This window comes from Stenotrophomonas sp. YJH_SMC_106-19 (assembly GCF_059368375.1).
Genome location: NZ_JCAFRQ010000004.1, coordinates 44,967 through 61,480 on the forward strand (window position 1 = coordinate 44,967; position 16,514 = coordinate 61,480).

General features: G+C 58.1%; 16 protein-coding genes. 4 read left to right on the forward strand and 12 right to left on the reverse strand.

Going from position 1 to position 16,514, the window contains the following annotated elements; translation table 11 throughout:
- Nucleotides 1-17: 17 nt before the first annotated feature.
- From AC5P5M_RS12795 to AC5P5M_RS12805, 3 genes are read right to left on the reverse strand one after another with little or no spacing between them, the layout of a single operon-like run.
- Nucleotides 18-593 (reverse strand): gluconate 2-dehydrogenase subunit 3 family protein, encoded by a 576-nt coding sequence (locus tag AC5P5M_RS12795; RefSeq protein WP_053516689.1) that lies wholly within the window; start codon nt 591-593, stop codon nt 18-20.
- The gene (locus AC5P5M_RS12800) at nt 593-2,278 is read right to left on the reverse strand and encodes a GMC oxidoreductase (RefSeq protein WP_164151768.1); all 1,686 of its coding nucleotides are present in this window, start codon (nt 2,276-2,278) and stop codon (nt 593-595) included. The genes AC5P5M_RS12795 and AC5P5M_RS12800 overlap by 1 nt, the downstream gene beginning before the upstream one ends.
- 29 nt (nt 2,279-2,307) lie before the next feature.
- On the reverse strand, nt 2,308-3,198 hold the full coding sequence (locus tag AC5P5M_RS12805; RefSeq protein WP_180875414.1) for a hydroxypyruvate isomerase family protein: 891 nt from the start codon (nt 3,196-3,198) through the stop codon (nt 2,308-2,310).
- Here AC5P5M_RS12805 and AC5P5M_RS12810 point away from each other — a divergent pair.
- The gene (locus AC5P5M_RS12810; RefSeq protein ID WP_495206050.1) at nt 3,140-3,421 is read left to right on the forward strand and encodes a hypothetical protein; all 282 of its coding nucleotides are present in this window, start codon (nt 3,140-3,142) and stop codon (nt 3,419-3,421) included. The two genes, AC5P5M_RS12805 and AC5P5M_RS12810, sit on opposite strands and share 59 nt — an antisense overlap.
- Nucleotides 3,422-3,844: 423 nt before the next feature.
- On the opposite strand, the gene AC5P5M_RS12815 is transcribed toward AC5P5M_RS12810, so the two are convergent.
- The 6 genes from AC5P5M_RS12815 to AC5P5M_RS12840 all read right to left on the reverse strand — a co-directional run bounded on the left by AC5P5M_RS12815 (nt 3,845) and on the right by AC5P5M_RS12840 (nt 12,920).
- Entirely contained in the window at nt 3,845-6,949 is a 3,105-nt protein-coding gene (locus AC5P5M_RS12815) for an RNA-directed DNA polymerase (protein ID WP_495205994.1), read from the reverse strand.
- A 45-nt stretch (nt 6,950-6,994) separates the two neighbouring features.
- Entirely contained in the window at nt 6,995-8,968 is a 1,974-nt protein-coding gene (locus AC5P5M_RS12820) for a UvrD-helicase domain-containing protein (protein WP_495205995.1), read from the reverse strand.
- Nucleotides 8,965-11,274 carry an AAA family ATPase gene (locus AC5P5M_RS12825; protein WP_005408471.1) on the reverse strand — a complete coding sequence of 770 codons (2,310 nt, stop codon included), beginning with the start codon at nt 11,272-11,274 and terminating at the stop codon, nt 8,965-8,967. The genes AC5P5M_RS12820 and AC5P5M_RS12825 overlap by 4 nt, the downstream gene beginning before the upstream one ends.
- A gap of 355 nt (nt 11,275-11,629) precedes the next feature.
- Nucleotides 11,630-11,905: a hypothetical protein gene (locus AC5P5M_RS12830; protein ID WP_080052358.1), complete on the reverse strand. Its 276-nt coding sequence runs from the start codon at nt 11,903-11,905 to the stop codon at nt 11,630-11,632.
- A gap of 452 nt (nt 11,906-12,357) precedes the next feature.
- Nucleotides 12,358-12,633 carry a hypothetical protein gene (locus tag AC5P5M_RS12835; protein WP_136638403.1) on the reverse strand — a complete coding sequence of 92 codons (276 nt, stop codon included), beginning with the start codon at nt 12,631-12,633 and terminating at the stop codon, nt 12,358-12,360.
- Entirely contained in the window at nt 12,567-12,920 is a 354-nt protein-coding gene (locus AC5P5M_RS12840; protein WP_495205996.1) for a DUF6988 family protein, read from the reverse strand. The genes AC5P5M_RS12835 and AC5P5M_RS12840 overlap by 67 nt, the downstream gene beginning before the upstream one ends.
- 316 nt (nt 12,921-13,236) lie before the next feature.
- Here AC5P5M_RS12840 and AC5P5M_RS12845 point away from each other — a divergent pair, with 316 nt between their 5' ends.
- A complete protein-coding gene (locus AC5P5M_RS12845) occupies nt 13,237-13,536 on the forward strand; it encodes an HNH endonuclease (RefSeq protein ID WP_232282017.1) in 300 nt (99 codons plus the stop codon).
- 283 nt (nt 13,537-13,819) lie between these two features.
- Here AC5P5M_RS12845 and AC5P5M_RS12850 read toward each other — a convergent pair whose 3' ends face one another.
- On the reverse strand, nt 13,820-14,044 hold the full coding sequence (locus AC5P5M_RS12850) for a helix-turn-helix domain-containing protein (RefSeq protein WP_197589375.1): 225 nt from the start codon (nt 14,042-14,044) through the stop codon (nt 13,820-13,822).
- A gap of 114 nt (nt 14,045-14,158) precedes the next feature.
- Here AC5P5M_RS12850 and AC5P5M_RS12855 point away from each other — a divergent pair, with 114 nt between their 5' ends.
- Nucleotides 14,159-14,479: a hypothetical protein gene (locus AC5P5M_RS12855; protein ID WP_005408469.1), complete on the forward strand. Its 321-nt coding sequence runs from the start codon at nt 14,159-14,161 to the stop codon at nt 14,477-14,479.
- 192 nt (nt 14,480-14,671) lie between these two features.
- Here the strand turns inward: AC5P5M_RS12855 and AC5P5M_RS12860 are convergent, their stop codons facing one another.
- Both AC5P5M_RS12860 and AC5P5M_RS12865 read right to left on the reverse strand, forming a co-directional pair.
- Nucleotides 14,672-15,151, reverse strand: coding sequence for a hypothetical protein (locus tag AC5P5M_RS12860; RefSeq protein ID WP_050550425.1), 480 nt, complete (start codon nt 15,149-15,151; stop codon nt 14,672-14,674).
- Nucleotides 15,152-15,179: 28 nt separating this feature from the next.
- A complete protein-coding gene (locus AC5P5M_RS12865) occupies nt 15,180-15,632 on the reverse strand; it encodes an NIF family HAD-type phosphatase (protein ID WP_080052356.1) in 453 nt (150 codons plus the stop codon).
- Nucleotides 15,633-16,044: 412 nt separating this feature from the next.
- On the opposite strand from AC5P5M_RS12865, the gene AC5P5M_RS12870 reads away from it, so the two are divergent.
- Nucleotides 16,045-16,506, forward strand: a complete 462-nt coding sequence (locus tag AC5P5M_RS12870; protein ID WP_227852003.1) for a phosphatase domain-containing protein — start codon at nt 16,045-16,047, stop codon at nt 16,504-16,506.
- The last annotated feature ends 8 nt before the right edge of the window (nt 16,507-16,514 follow it).

Consider the following 16,514-nt stretch of genomic DNA (forward strand, 5'->3'; position numbering starts at 1 on the left):
CGAGGCGTGGAGGTCCATCAGCTGGTCCCCCACGCCGGCGTGCCGGGCGTATAGGCAAGATCGCCGTCATAGCGACCCGGCACCGCAACGTACTTCAGCACTTCGGTCGCACCGACCTTCGAGGTGAAGAAGCCGAAGATGACCAGCTGCTTGATCATCGTGAAGTAGTGCGGCGCTGCCTCCCCCTCTTCCGCGGCACCGGTCTCGGTGACCTCGACGACGTGCGCCCGGGCTTCCGCATCCAGGGTGCGCAACAGTTCGCTGCGGGCCTGCGAGGGGAGCGACACGAAGCGGCCACCGGCACGCTTGTCGATATCGACCAGGCCGGCGCGGAATATCGCCTGCTGCCGGGGGGTGTAGCAATCGGTGACGAACAGCGCCATGAACGGGCCCGCGCCGGCATCCTTCGCGCCCGGCGTTGTGGTTCGCGGCAGGATGGTTTCAGCGATCTCGTCCAGCATGCTGATGTCAGCGGCAGAGAACGCGGCCTTCGATCCTGTCGTCGCGCTCTGCCCTGCGGCCAGTGCGGGCAGGCCCACCATGGCCGCGCCGGTGGCGGCGACGATCATCTTCAACAGTTCGCGACGGTCCATCACAGGTTCCCCGCTTTCAGTTCGCGTACGGCATGGTCGGCGGCCCGTGCCGTCAGCGCCATGTACGTCAGCGATGGATTCACGCACGCGCTGGAGGTCATGCAGGCGCCATCAGTCACATAGACATTCGGCGCATCCCAGACCTGATTGTGCTGGTTGAGCACGGAGCTTCTGCGATCGCGGCCCATGCGGGCCGTGCCCATTTCATGGATGCCCTTGCCCGGGGCGTAGTCGTTGTCGTGCATCTCCACGTCCTTGACGCCGGCTGCCTCCAGCATCTCGGCAGCATCGGCCGCCATGTCCTTGCGCATCGCCAGTTCATTCGAGCGCATCGAAACGTCCATCGCCAGCACCGGCAGCCCCCACTTGTCCTTGCGCTGCGGATCCAGGCGGATCGTGTTGTCGTGGTGCGGCAGCATCTCGCCGAATCCGGTCATGCCGATGCGCCAGTCGCCCGGCAGGGTCAGGGCCTCCTTCAGGTCGGCACCGATGTTCAGCTCGGCGATCTCGCGCGACCACCCGGTGCGGCTGGCACCGCCCTGGTAGCCGAATCCGCGCAGGTAGCTGCGCTTGTCCGCAGCGACGTTGCGGAAGCGCGGAATGTAGAAGCCGCAGGGGCGGCGACCGAAGTAGTACTTGTCGTCGTAACCCTCGACCCGGCCGGAGGCACCGGCACCAAAATGATGGTCCATCACGTTGTGCCCCAGCTCGCCGGATGACGACCCCAGCCCGCCCTCCCAGACATCGGTGGCCGAGTTCATCAGCATCCAGGTCGAGTTGAAGGAGGATGCGTTGAGGAAAATGACCTTGGCCGTGTACTGATAGGTCAACCCGGTCTCGGCATCGATGACCTCCACACCGCGCGCGCGCTTGCGGTCCTTGTCGTACAGCACTTCCTTGACGATCGAGAAGGGCCGCAATGTCAGATTGCCCGTTTTCATCGCCGCCGGCAGCGTCGCCGCCTGGGTCGAGAAGTAAGCACCGAAGGGACAGCCCAGGATGCACTTGTTGCGGTACTGGCAGTTGACGCGCCCCTGCTCGGGCATGGGCTGGGTGATGTTGGCGGTACGCGAGTGGATCATGTGCCGCGTTCCGCCAAACGCCTTCCTGATCCGCGCGGCCACATCCTTCTCGACGATGTTCAGCGGGATCGGCGGCAGAAATTCACCGTCCGGCAGCACGTCCAGTCCCTCGCGCGTACCGGCGATACCGGCGAACTTCTCCACATGGTCGTACCAGGGTGCGATGTCGGCGTAGCGGATCGGCCAGTCAGTAGCGATGCCGTCCTTGAGGTTGGCTTCGAAATCCAGATCGGAGAAGCGGTAGCTCTGCCGCCCCCACATCAGCGAACGGCCGCCTACGTGGTAGCCACGGAACCAGTCGAAGCGCTTGGTCTCGGTGTACGGTGACTCCTGCTCATTGGCCCACATCCCTTCCAGGTTCTCGGCCAGGCCGTAGTCGCGCATCAATACGGGGAAGGCGGCCTTCATCGCCTGTGTCGGCCGGTTGCGGTGCGGGAAATCCCACGCCTCCTTCATCGCATTGACGTAGTCCTTGACGTGCTCGATGTTGCGCCCGCGTTCCAGCATCAGGACCTTCAGGCCCTTCTCGGTCAGTTCCTTCGCCGCCCAACCGCCACTGATTCCCGAGCCAACAACGATGGCGTCGTAATGATTGTCTGCCATGGGTCTACTTCACCTGGGTGGATATCGTTTCAGACGTCGCAGAGGCGGATCGCCTCGCGCAGCGAGCCGACGGGATCGGGTGCCGCAGGCATGAACTCCTGCGCCAGATACCCCTCGAAGCCGGTGTCGCGGATCGCGCGACAGATGGCCGGATAATGCAGTTCCTGCTGGTCACCGATCTCGTGCCGGCCTGGCACACCTGCGGTGTGGTAGTGCTTGAAGAAGCGGTGATGCCTGCCGATGGTGGCGATGATGTCGCCCTCCATGATCTGCATGTGATAGATGTCGTACAGCAGGCCGAAATTGTCCGATCCGAGCCGCTGGCACAGTTCGACGCCCCATGCGGAGTGATCGCACAGGTAATCGGGATGATCGACCCTGGAGTTCAGCAGCTCCATCACCAGCACGACACCCCGCTTCTCGGCATGGCCGAGGATGCGCTTCAGCCCGGCTTCGGCATTCTCCAGGCCTTCCCGCGGATCCATGCCGTCACGATTGCCGGAGAAGCAGATGAGGTTGCGGTAGCCGGCATCGGCCACCAGATCGATGTGCCGCGCGTAGCGCTCCACCAGTGCATCGTGATACTGGCGGCCGGCAAAGCCTTTGGTCAGGCTGATCTCGGCGCCGTTGCACATGGAGCTGTAGACGCCATGCGCCTTCAGTGTGGGCCAGTCCGCCGGCCCCACCAGATCGATGGCGGCGAAGCCGATATCCTTCACCGTCTGGCAGAGCTGGGCGACCGACTGCTGCGGGAACGTCCAGCGGGCGACGGAATGCTTCAGGTTGCCCTTGAGTGGGGCCTGGGCGGCGAACGAGGGCAGCGCGGCTGCCGCAGCCAGGCCAAGGCCGCCAGCGAACGCCATGCGCAACGCATCGCGCCGCGTAAGCCCCGATGCCGGTCCGATCGAATGGATGGACATCCATCTGCCGGCCTCCCAACCGGTATCAAACGCAACGATTCACAGCAATGCAATCGATTGCACCATAAGGGAGGAATTCTTTTTTTTGCAAGACGCGGTGCACGAAAAATCCATGCTGCGCGGCACAACGCCGGCCTGCCGTGGAAAAAAGAAAAGCCCCGCATCGGCGGGGCTTTCTGTTTCCTGCGGACGCGCGTCCGATCAGAACGGTTGTGAATACTAAAGATGTCAACAACTACTCCCTGGCCAGACAAGGCAAGCACTCTCATCGACTGAGCCTGGTCGAACGTAAACATCTGCTTGTCAGCCCAGAGTGTCGACGCGGTTACCGGCATCTGCGTCCCGCCTTGAGCTACTGGAAGCAGCCAAACGTCTATCGCCGGGCTGAAACCAAGCTGCGCCATAACCCATCAAACCGGTAGCACGGCCCCGACGAGCCCTTCCCCATGCTCCCCCTCGCGGCACGCTCAGCAGAACACTAGGCAGCTTAGAGCGAGTCGACCAGGGTTAGATTGTCATCTCGCAGACAGGAACCGAGGCATCGACGGACGTGATTATGGACTTAAAGGCGAAAAGGAAGCGCACACTGAAAGGCTAACGACCACCCACAAAGCCAGGATCAATTCACTTCCTGCTAGAACATGAACTAGCTCCAGTCCGGCGGCAATGGACGCCACGCTCCCGCAGCTTCGTCTGAAAGCTTTTCAAGAGCCCGACGCGCTCCGACAAAGTCTCGCTTAGCCAGCGCGGAACGCAGACGCGCGAATCGATCCACGGCCTGCTTATCCCCCCCCTGGAACGCGAGCAGGCTCGTCAACGGCACATCAAAACAGACGACATCGTTCACATCGCGCTCGATAAGCCGACAAAGGTCCCGCTCCCAGCGAACTGTTCTTGGGGCCCAAGCACGACAATCTGAGTAATGTCCATTATTCGCAATCGCAATGACATTGTGAAGCTGGAAGCCAACAGATTGAATAAGATGATCATATGAGGAAGTATCGGGGTTCCAAGCTGGGCAGAGCACCATCTGTGCACGACCGAGCAGATCAGCAACTCGGCGCGCCTCGATAAGTTCACTGCAAATAAGCACAGAGAAGGCACCCCAAGCGGAGTGTATTACGGTCCTAGGCAGCGAACTCACATGCGGAGGCGCAAATGAAACAGGCGTTTTCTGCTTTAAGAGCATGGCCGCCTCTTCTCTTGCTGGAAGCCGCTTTGTCCATGGCCACGCCGCGACGGAGAAGAAGGGCCCCGGAAGGACCGCGAAAACTTGATTTGCGACATATGGCTGCGTATGCGTCCCATGATGGATGTATTCGAGACCGACAACCAATCCATAATGACCGGCCTTTACGACATGATTCGCGACAGTACGAAACCATTTCCGAGGCAAGGAGAGCTCCGGCAGAACGAGTAACTCAACAGCCTTGCTTCTAGATGCTGCCGCCGCCTTCTCCAAGACATCGGTCAGCCCCTGAAGTCTGCTCTTTGTATGCCGAGCGGCGCCGTACGGGCTGCCACGGGTACGGGTAGCTGCCCCGATCCATGCGGCGTCATCAACAACGAGATTACCCAGTATTATCCGCGGCTCCATTGGCACGGCGCCAGCCTCTAGTGGCCGTCCAGCAGAGGGCCGCTCAATTGATATCGTACTGCGGTCAAGGACAGTACCGACGGCATCTTTGTATTCCGTACCGCGAACTGCGTTAACTATTCGAATGAGATCATCGAAAGTAGATTCATCAAACCCCAGGTCTTCTACACGAAAAAGCCAGCGCCGTGCAATGTCGAAATACGATGGTGGGCGTGTACAAAGGAACAAGCGAGCGGCGGGCATTATCCAGGATGGATCACCAACGCCTTCACACTTGGCAATGTATTCGTCTATGGCCTGCAGTCGAGTTGCCAACTCCTTGTTCCTTGAAAGCCCCGAGCGGAGCCATTGGCGGTCGACGTCAGTAGAATTTTGACTTGGAAGCGCATCGTCTTCTCGGTCCCGCGAACGGAGGTCAGCTGAAGCAAGCTGCTCAGCACGCCGGCGAAGTACTGTCGCCTTCACTTCCACTGTCCTAACCCTTAGGCCGCCAGGGAAGCGACTGGCGATAGCTTTGGCATCCATACCAATTGGTAGACAGGAGCAGATCGCCTCCAGTCGACGCTCATGAAGGTAGTTGCGAAGCCACGTCCACGGAGCACGGCGACTGGAATCGATTTCGTTACCTCGGTAGTAGAGCTTGCTCGTTGTCACTTTCAGAGCATCCACACTTCCCCATACGCGATCGGTGCGCTTACGAAGTTCCTTAGCAGATTTCCAATCACCGGTACAGATTGCGAGTTTGAGAAGTCGCAAGGTCACGTCTAGGTCGTTTACCCAGCTGTCCTCAGCATCAAGCACCCGCCCTACTCGCTCTAGGCTTGTTCTTACAAGATCTCGAGCTTCACTGTGATCGATAAGACTTGATACACGCTCAAGCGAACGCAGACTCGTGGATAACGCAAAACGTTCGAGCCGAGCGCGGTCAGCCTCCCGGAGAACTCGCAAGGGAGAGCCTTCCACGTTGCCCGCACGAATGAGGTGACTAACACCGTCCCCCACCAAAGTAGATGAATCTACAAAGGCGCGCCGCTCGCTCAATGCCTTAGCAAAATCTGATGCGACAGCGTCTACGAAGTCCGCACCAGGAACACCCGCCAAGTGGTGCGCACGAACCTTTCTTTCCTGAAGCTCGAACTCCGAACCTCGCCGATTAAGCGCTTCCGAATCCAGCCTAAAAACACCGGTACCGCTCGGATCGACGTTCGAATTGAGCGGCAGAAACCGCCGAATCGTATCAGCCAAATCTCGCTCACCATCCGCATCGGCAACGATTACCAAATCATCCACATATCTCTTGTAGCAAATCACACCAGGGCGAGATGCGACATGACTATCGAGCGGCGCAAGAGCCAGGTTAGCTATCAGCCTGCTCGTCAACGCCCCTATCGGAACACCTATACGGATAGGTGTCGCTGCACGCGCTGACGCCACTTTATAAAACTTAGCGTACGCACCAAGTAACGACACCGTAGCATGCCGATATTCGTCTATGAAAGATTCATCTGCCCCAGCACTCACCAGCTCCGCAATTAGTGAGCGATCCAACATGAAAGAGGGATCGATAGTCTCATAGAAATTCGCAAGATCACCGCTAACGATTAGCGTCTGATCACCAAGCTCAAGATTGAACTTTGCCGCACTGAGCGGAGCTGAACGGAATTGCTGATAACGTTTCGGCCAGTATTCAAACAGCCAGCGACGATGGGGAATAACCGCCCCCTGACGAAGATCTAGCCTATAGCCCAATACGTCACTTGAGAGGAGTGAATCCAGAAGGCCACCAAACCGCCACAAATAGAGAACTTCGGCGATTGCGAAGTCCGGATGTGGGGTTATTCGCAGCTGCACCTCAATCGGTTTAGCAGCGCCATCCTCACGACTTGCCCCGATGCGTATGAGCCCACCAGAGCCGTCTGGACTGGCATGGAAGCGCTTCGGCACTATCCACACCTCGCCAACCTGAAGTTTATCGAACCACTTGCCATTAGACAGCTTTGCCTGAAGCGATTTCAGGTTGTCAGGCAGACTCTCTTCGTAGGCCGCGAGCTCGACAAGGCCAACCCCGCGCTTCTCAAAGAAGAGCGCAGATTTCGCTTGGCGAAATGCGAGGTAGAGTTCTGAGATTGATGGAACTTTTGAGCCCTTGCTCACCGAACGCCCCCCTATGAATCCCAACAGTAGTTTGCAGTTTTTATTTCACGAATGCGACTTTGTGATGGGCCACGGAATCGCTAGAAACTCACCCTCCGAGAACCAATCGCTCGCAGTGACTCTGTTCAGCGCGACTGAAGGGGCGGAGGACCATAGGACGAGGGCCAACGACTCCTTAGCACGACTGCAGGTGACATATAGGAGGCGCAAGGTACGATCGATGGTCGTTTCCTTTCCTTTCCCAACATTGTCCCAGTCCGATTTACTGAGCTGGACCCCTCCAAAAATCTTGTCGTATGAAATTTGGTTGCCACCAGCCAGCTTATCGTCCATCACAACCATAACGTGAGCAAACTCCGAGCCTTTGACCACCTGGTGGGTGGCAAGCACAGAATTTCCAGCGAGGTAGGTGCGATACTTCTGCAACTGACTCCAAGGACTGTCGAACAGCGCACACCACCCCCGACGTATGCGGTCCTTCTTGGACTCCTCCTCTCCTCTGGCCGGAGCAGGTGGAGCAGGAGACTTGTCGGAAAATGCATCTAGAAGTCGATGATCGACCTCGAACAGATTCGCGCCCAGTATCGGCGTGAGAACTTGTTCAACAGTGGCGCCAGGATTCTGACAGGCAGTAGCAAAGGCGGAAATGGCTCGAAGCATCTCGTCGGAACGCCTAGCACGCTCGGCCGCTTGTTCTGGCATGTTATCGAGACGACCGAAGCAGCGAAGGACTTCGGTGGCCATAAGCTCGTCTATGGCACCATCGGGGCCAACACAGGCCTCCAACTGCGCAAGCTCATTCAAAAGCACCTGCACAGCAGTAGGCCCCTTGTTCTCGCCGCTTCCCGTAGGCGCGGCCGAATTTGGGTCGATCAGAACCATTGCACTGTACGCGTCGAGGAACCCGCCGCGAGTTGCGACAAGCTTGTGCTCTAGAGCGAGCAGCTGATAGTGACCTTGGCTCCAAGCATCGGAACCGCTGGCTTGCCGCATCTGGTCTGCGCACCACCGCTCGCTTGCAACCTTCTCCTCCGGCGAGAGCGATGTGTCGCCAACAAAGAGTCGGACCACTCCGCCGGCCTTTTCAGTTCGCGGATGCTGCTCGACGCCGTTGGCAGGCTGCGTTCTGCCATCGATCTCTGCCTCCCATATTCTGTTGATGAGCGTGACGATTCGACGTTGACTGCGATGATTCATTTTCAGCTCTGGCGTCGCCCAGCTCACTGGGACTAGACTCGGAAGATCCGAGTGACCATCCGTGTATATGCGCTGCCGATGGTCGCCAAGCAGTCCCAGAGTGAGGCCGAAACCCCTTGGCTCCGCGAAGCTCATCAAGGCGTCCAAGATACCCTTCATGGTGTCTTGAGACTCATCGATAAGAATGATGGGGTGGCGGTCCTTCAGAATGGTCTGCAGCGTAGACTTGTGCTGCAGCAGCCACGCCGTCGCGTCCAGCACATGTTTGTGGGCGAGCGCGCCGGCACCATGCGTCTCGCGGTCCGGGTTGTAGATGAACACATCCGTCAGCCGAAATGCCTCGATGTCCGCCTTTATCTCATCCAAGTCCCGCTGCTTCGCTGCAGTGATCCCTCTAGGCTTGGCAACCGCCTCCGCAGTTTCCTTTTCCAGCTGAGCCTGCTTGATGGCGACGAGGGCTTCTCGGATGTCGTCGTTGAATCCGCTAATGAGTTCCCAACAGAACGCGTGAATTGTGGAGACATCCACCAAGTCGTTGTCTCCAAGGCGACTTTTGATGACCGCGACAGCGTTCTTTGTGTATGTGACCACGCGTATCGAACGGCCATAGATCTTCAGTCGTCGGGCGAGTCGCCCCCCTTTTTCATGCTCCACAACGCCGGTCATTCGACGCAGCACCTCGACCAATGTGCGCGTCTTTCCGGACCCCGCGCCGGCAAAGAGGAAGTAGCTGCGAGGCGGCTCCTCAGTGAGATAGCCGCAGATTTCATCGACAACCCCGTCATCACGCTCGTTGTTGCCAGGGACGGCTAGCGCGCTCATGTCATCGGTTCCTTGCTGGGCTCAAGCTGCGCCTGCAGCCAAGCCAGGGCATCGGCGATGTACTTCGGGCAGACAACTGGTTCATCAGAAGAAAGCCGCTCGAAGATGCTTGCAGCAAACTCGCCCTTTCGTAGCGAGCCATGCATTACCGTATGGAGTGCCTTGACCATCTCTGCAACGCTTCCAGCTTCGGCCGCGGCTCTTGCCACAGATCCAAGCGCGCCAGTCGGTGGCTCAATCTCAACGCCATCATCATCGGCTTTGCCTTCCATGAGCGCCTTGAACCAAGGCATGTTTGTAAGAACGAGGGAATCTTCAAAGGAGCTGGGCCAGCTGCCGTTAGCTTCTGCAACTGGCAGCTGCCAAGCGAATCGCACGAGGCCCGCTGCGGCCTCACCCCATACCAACTGAGCGTCGGTCGGATTCTTCAAATCATCGAGCATCTGAAGCCTTGGGTGCCACCCACGGAGCGTCGGATTGCCGCAATGGAGACCAGCTTGACCGGTGTTTGCGACCGCGACCAGCCTCTTGGTTGGCTCGCCGTTCTTCTTGGGCTTGCCGTCCTGTTCCTCGCAAGGGTCGACGTCGGTGATGATGACAGTAGGGATCCGCAGCTTCTCGACGAGTGGCTTGAGTCGGTGGGCATGACTCCCTCCGATATCAAGGAAGGACACATATCGACTGTTCAGCTCCTTGAAATCTCGCTCCATGAAAAGAGGGATGAGCATGCGCTCAGCAACGCCTTCCACGAAGATGGCCGCATTGGCGAATAGCAGGTCGGTGTGTTGGACACGGAAGTATCGCTCTGCGAACTGACGTGTCTTCTTGTCATCACCAAAGACCTGCCCGAGATTGACTACTTCAGTGGTTGGCATTGGGCTTGCCGCGCTCTTTGCAACGCGGCGTACATACCGGAGGCGGTCAAAGTCCTCAGCGTGCGCGAGATGGCTCGAGTGGGTGCTGATCAGCAACTGGCTCTTGAGCGCTGAGGCGTCTGCTCCCGTCGGGCTTATGAGCTTGTGTGCCTTGTCGGGAAAGATACGCTGCACTTGGACATGAAGGTGCGCCTCAGGCTCTTCAATCATCACAAGGTGAACGGGCGCAGGAGATCCTTTGTCGGGCTTTAGCCTAGCAGCTTTGAATGACACCAACTGATAACTGAGGGACTGGAGGTTCTGGTAGCCGAGTCCGATGGAGTGTTCAGGAAGGAGTTCTTCAAGCGACTCCTTCTGCATGCTGTACTGCACCGCAGTTCCATGGTCTAGCAGGTCAGCCGTCTGGATGCGCGTGCGAAAACGAATTTCCTGGGGATCATGCAGACCCGGATAGCCTAGCTGCTTCACCTCCTCAACCGAATCGGCAATGGCCTCGTGAATCTTCTTGTCAAGGTCTCTTTGCGCCTCTGCCACCGCTTTGACGAGGTCCGCGCGGTGACCATGCCCTGTACTGGCGACGTTCAAGTGCTGACGGGCAAACTTGAGGAGTTGGTTGGAGAACATGCCAACTCGATGCGGCCCGGATGCCGACCGTGACTCAGCCTCTTCACTGCCCAGCCCACGCTGAGCGGCAACAAAGTCTACTCGGATGACCTTGGACAGATGCTTCCGATCAATGCGGCTGGCATTTTCAGCAAGCGCCTGGCTGGCGTAGGTCTTGAAGCCGGTTATTGGGTTGTTCTCTGCATCGAGTTTATATGCACGAACCTGGCCGAGTTTCGAAGGTTCACGGAGCCAAAAGTCCAAAAGGTCTATGGGCCAAGCCAACGAGTCAGCACCCATTTCCTTCACGGGCCCGCGCGCCGTGCGGTATATCCAGGCAAGTTGCTTTAGCTCTTCAACGGTTGACGCTGGTTCCAAGCGAAGCCGGATACCCACTGCACCACCCTTCCAGCTGAACTTGGAAAGGAACGGTGCGACGTAGTGGTACATGCCCGCCTCGGCATCGAACCAAAGGTCCAGCGTTGGCATGGTCGAGAGAAGAGCTTGAAGCTGCTGCTTCCACTGCTCCTCGTCACCTGGCACGGTTAAGGGGTCTTCCGGTAGGGCTTCCCATACTTTTCCAAGAGCTCGCAGTGTTGGCCATTGCGAGAGGCTGATGTCAAAAGAGCCAAAGGACGAACTTTCTGCAAGGAAGTGACGGAGAGCGGTGAGTACCGAGGTCTTCCCGCTGTTGTTCGCTCCGACCAGAATAGTGGTCTTCTTGTTGACGTCCAGTTGAACCTTGCCGAGGCGGCGGAACTGGCACAACTCTAGAAATCGAAGTGTGATGCCTCCGGAGACCGGAATGACTGGACCTGCGTCTGGCATTGAGGCACCTTTTGACTGGAAGTTAGCGATGTGCCGCTATTAGGCAGATACTTAAGGCGCCAGGGAAGACGCCCTCATGTCACCAATAGCAGCGAAGATGATTTGGTTGGCCATCATGGATAGCGACATTTCTGTTCGGCTGAGGACCTGGAACCCGCGAGAAATTGATGACCGGGAAGACGCCTGCTTCCGACCCAAAGCGGCATCGATCCGCCCTCGATAGATCCCCCGAATCTCGCTTAATCGCTGCCGCATCGGAACTAGAGCGGACGCCCATCGTTCTGAAACCCCATCCCATTCCTGAGCGTCGTCCGCTAGAACTTCCCGTTGAACGGCAAGTGCATGGAAAGCAACCTTAGTCGGGAATGGTCGGCTCATCGCCCCAAGCGGCCGAACCCACCCTGTTCGCCCTAGCAGTGCCAGCACGGCGCGCCTGGGAAAACGGCGAACTAATTGCTGCGCTTTGAGTAGATCGGTATATCAGGCGGTCGTTAACAATAGAGCCCACATACTTTCCATCGGGGCCAAAAACACGCTCGCCTTTGATGCGACCTACAACTGCGCCTGAGCGGCTGTAAACAAATTCCCCATTCACCTGCAGAGGCTTGCCGTTCTTTGTAAACAGATCCATCTTTCCCCCGAGCTCCTATAAGGAACGGCAACTCTGCCGCAAATGCCCCCTGGTCGACCTAGGGGCCGGCCACGCCTTCACCCACAAAGCGTCGCGTCTAGGGTTCTCAATCTAGTACAACTAGATCCTAAGCGGGCATAGCTTCGCTGGCAAGCTAAGGGACTCCCGCGCAGCCAGCCCTCCATTTCCCGCCACGGGACGACATGGACCCTGCCCGTAGAAAGCCCTAATTCTCTAACCGTCTAGTGCCCATTTGCGGGCAACCACGGGAATACCCCTGCTCGATTGGCAAGTCTCAATTGGCTAGTGTGGTCGGAGGAGCGGGCACCGCTTCGCCCAACGCCTGAACCAGCCCCATCGATCGCAGCATAGCGACGATCTCCAGTTGCTTCTCTGCAACCCACTGATGTCGGGCAGCCACCTCTTCCTCTGGGACCCGCTTTCCGGCCAGTTCAACGGTTTCGAGAATGGAGAGCCATTGACGTGCTGAATCCCAACAAATCCACCACCTCGTCAGGAGAAGTTTCGATTACGCGGGAGCGACGGATCAAGGACTGGTAGCCATGGTGGACGTAGCCGTGCATTGTCTTCTGCGACTGCTCCCAGGTATCCAACAAATCCGCGTAGCGCTTTTCACCGGAACGCTGGACCACCCTGCGGATCATCTTCTCTGGGGCTGCAGTGTCATGGCCCTTCTGAAACCGCGCCAACTCCTGATCATCGGCCATTGCAGCCACAGCCCGCGCACAAACGCTTCAAAAGATGGCCGCATCAACGCTGTAGCAGAGCCCAACAGCCCGTGCTTGATGAGGAGCATGACTGACGATTGGTGTTCATGCACCACCGCGAACGCTACGACCGCCATGTGGTTTGGCTCCGGCCCATGCAGAACCAGCCCGTGGAGTTGTTCCTCGTTCCAACACCGCACGTGGTCGGCCCACTCCAGTGCCCGCTGCACGCTCGGCTCCTCCAGCCAAACCGACAACGCGTCTTGTGCCGCGCCGCCCTCAGGCATCGGTCGCCTCCCCGCTGGCCCGTGGCGGATGCATGTTTACCGAGGTATCGAACAGATCGTTGTTTCCGTCAAGGATAGTCATGGCCCCATCTTGACAGCCAACCCCCTGGCGCGCGATAACTCGCTTGCCGCGCGGGGATTCCCACCGGCGCATTGCCTGCTTAGCTCAAGGCAACAGGTTCCCGATCCGATCGCACACGCGACGACGGGATAGTTTTTCCTGTCTTTTTGAGACCTAAGCATGCCCAAACTCCAATGCTTGAGAACCCACGCTTTCCACGCCCAGAAGGGCCGCTGCTGCTATTGCAGCCTACCGATGTGGAACACCTCACCCGACGAACTAAAGCCGTTCGGCCTCAGCGCCAGAACCGCCACTCCGCTCCGCTGCACCGCCGAGCATTTGGTGGCTCAGCAAGATGGCGGTAGGGACGTGGCCGGCAACATCGCTGCCGCGTGCTGGTCATGTAACCAACGCAGACACAAGCGGAAGTCTCCTCCCACCGCCGAGGCCTATCGTGTCTTCGTGCAAAAGCGCGTGGCGAAGGGGAAGTGGCATCCGCCCAGGGTCGCCAAGCTGTACCTCAGATCGCATGGAGAGCATCTGCACGCCAGATGAGTTCCGCCATGTTCATGCCTCGCCTTCCGCGTCTGCTGAACCAAGCGTCAGGAGGCCCGGATGAGGTACAACCTACACACCAGCAATCGACCGAGCATGTCGTGAGCAGCTGAGGCCGCGCCGTGGATAAGTCACTCGCGGACGAGCTCCGTATCCCCCGTCCCAGCCGCATTTTGCGCAAGGTCGAGGACGCGGACCCTGGGCGACATTGCCGTTGTCAGCGTCACAGCCTGAGCCTAGCCCGGCCCAAAGGGGCCGCCGCGCAACCTAAGAACTGCAGTCGTTAAAGATCCGCCCCTCGAAGCAGGTTCGACGCTGATAGACCGAGCGCATCTGCGAGTCTGATCACAGTGGATAACCTGCAGTCCTTCTTTCCTTGCTCAATGTGACCAAGCTGGGTCCGGTGCATGCCCAGTTTGTCTGCGAAGTCCTCCTGGGAGAACCCCAGCGCCGTTCGTCTCGCCTTCACGGCGGCGCCAAGGGCTAGCTGGTGCTTGGGAGTAATCACCCCCTAAGCTTTAATTCCGTAGTACTTTTGGTCTACAGTACTTACGGTAGCATCTTGATGATCCGGGCCTCCTAGAGGCCAGTGCATTCTTCGTAACTTGGCCGAGGGAAGACTATGAGCTTCTTTTTAGTGGATGCTGTGTCCGAGTTCACCTTGGAGCTTTCCCTGAGCCAAGAGTCGGAACAAGATCTGCGGCGCCAGATTGCAAAGATCCAAGAGGGCGCGGATGCCGGTTTGCTGTCCAAGCGCCTAGCTGCCGAGTTCTCCAGACTGGTACCCGAGATGCTCGACTGGGACATCAAAAGGCCTACTAAAGCGCAGATCGCATATGCCCGCTCAATTTGCTACCAGGAGAAGATTGAGCTTCCCGACGAAGCGATGCAGTCGCGCTACACAATGCATCTATTCATATCCTCGCGCGGCCAGTGGCCGTGAACCTGTTTTTCACCGCTCCCCATAGCCATCGACCAAAGTGGTAGTCAAGGGAATGCAAATTGCGAGGCTATATGCATGGTCGGGACTAGCAGCACACAGCAACCGGTGATTGCAGGGTTGAGCTTAGACGTGCAAGGAGCGTCGCTTCTTCTCAAAGCCGCGTGACTAGAGCCGACCAATTCACCTAAATAATCAGCCGTCGGCCAAGAACTCGGCACGCGCTGCCTTCAGCACACTGGCCGAGTCGCTGACTAGGACCTCCGCTGGAGCGGCACCATCGAGCAGCGCGTGGGGAGACAGCAGCCACTCGACCTCGCCCCAACCGGTGCTTCGACGCAGCCCGTCCGGCTCGCACGCGAACCTCCTATCACCGCGCAACGTCATCAAGATTTCGGCAAGATGGTCAGGTGGTTGGCCATTGGCATCAAACTGCCAAGTCGGGTAGCGATAGCTGGATACGGGGTTCGCGATGTAGACACCTAGCAAGCAGCCGGTGCGCCGCAACTGACCTACGCGACAGCTACCGGTGCTCACCGGCAAGCCGAGTCCGGCGGCGACCTCGCCCGCACTAAGCCATTGAGCGGCTAGCGCCTCCCGCTCCACAGCAGCGCATCGCAGGATCTGCGGAACTGGCGTCAGGGACTGAGCGCCGCCCCCGAGCGGAATCGCCATAGGCTCGCGCATCAGCGGTCGCCGCTTCTCAAGAGGACCTTGGCGGAGCTGTTGCTGCGTTGACTCGTTCAATTAAACGTCGAGACGCAATCAAGAGCCCATCATCGCCTGGAGGATATGGGGATGCAAAAAGCGGAATCTGAACCCACAAGTGCTCCTGTCCCGGATGGACATACGGTCCATGGTCATCGAGTAGCAACGCTTTCCCAAGGCGCGGCTCGACGAGCCGCAGGTCCTTGGTCTTCCCCGCCCATTGAACGTAGTTGAGACTCGCAAACCAGATAGGAGCACTTCCTTCGCGGCCAAGTAGTTCAGCGATGGCGCGAAAGCGATCCTCCGGCACGGTAGTGAACATCACCAACTGATTGAACTGCGATTGGACGTCTAAAAGGAACCTGTGGAGACCAGGCCTTGGAATCTGACTGATCGCATTGGATATCAGTGTTCCTTCTAGATCCAACGCCAGCACGGTCGGCTTCATATGCTACCTCTGCCTTTAGCACACGATTGTACTTTGCGCGCGCAACCGGTCACTGTCTATTCCGTGAGCCTACTGGTACGCAGCTGCTGGCTCGGCGTGAGCCTCCTGGTACGCTGCTATCGGCTCCCCGTGAGCCTACTGGTACTTCTTGAATCTAGGCGAAAAGAAGATCATCTTTAGCGTTAGCGCGGCCCATCTGAATAATGTAGGAGGGTCGTTACACCAACTCGAAATCCACAGCACAAGCGTCGACCAGCGCATAGGTCGTTGCTTGCTCACTCCTCGCAATGAGGTTTAGAAGGTGTTTAGAACCAGCCATACCCACCCTCTACATATTGCCACGCTCAACGTCGGCACTAGCGACGGGGCAATAGGCATAACGTTCGCTCCTGGCAAGTATCAAGAGTCCGCTATGACCGGCGCGTGGAATCGAGACTTAGAACTGGATCTGCGCACAATTCGTGAGTGGGGGGCGACCTACCTAGTGTCCCTACTTGAGCCATGGGAATTCGATGAACTCAGGATCGCTGCACTACCCGAACGAGCAATAGCCTTAGGTCTCCGATGGTTTGGCCTACCGATCGTAGATGGTGCAGGCCCGGCGGATGCCTTTCTTGATGAATGGCGAAAGGTGGGGCCTGCACTCTGCGAGAAAATACTGTGTGGGGGTCGAGCTGTGGTGCACTGCAAGGGCGGCCTGGGACGAGCGGGAACCGTAGCCTGCCTATTGCTACTGGACACTGGAGCCGCTAAATCTGCAGAACAAGCCATGCACATGGTTCGTCAGGTCAGGCCCGGAGCAATCGAGACGAATGAGCAAGAACAGTTCATCCGCAGCTGGTCCAAATCTGGAACCTCGCATGGGTCCGAGTAATTGGTATT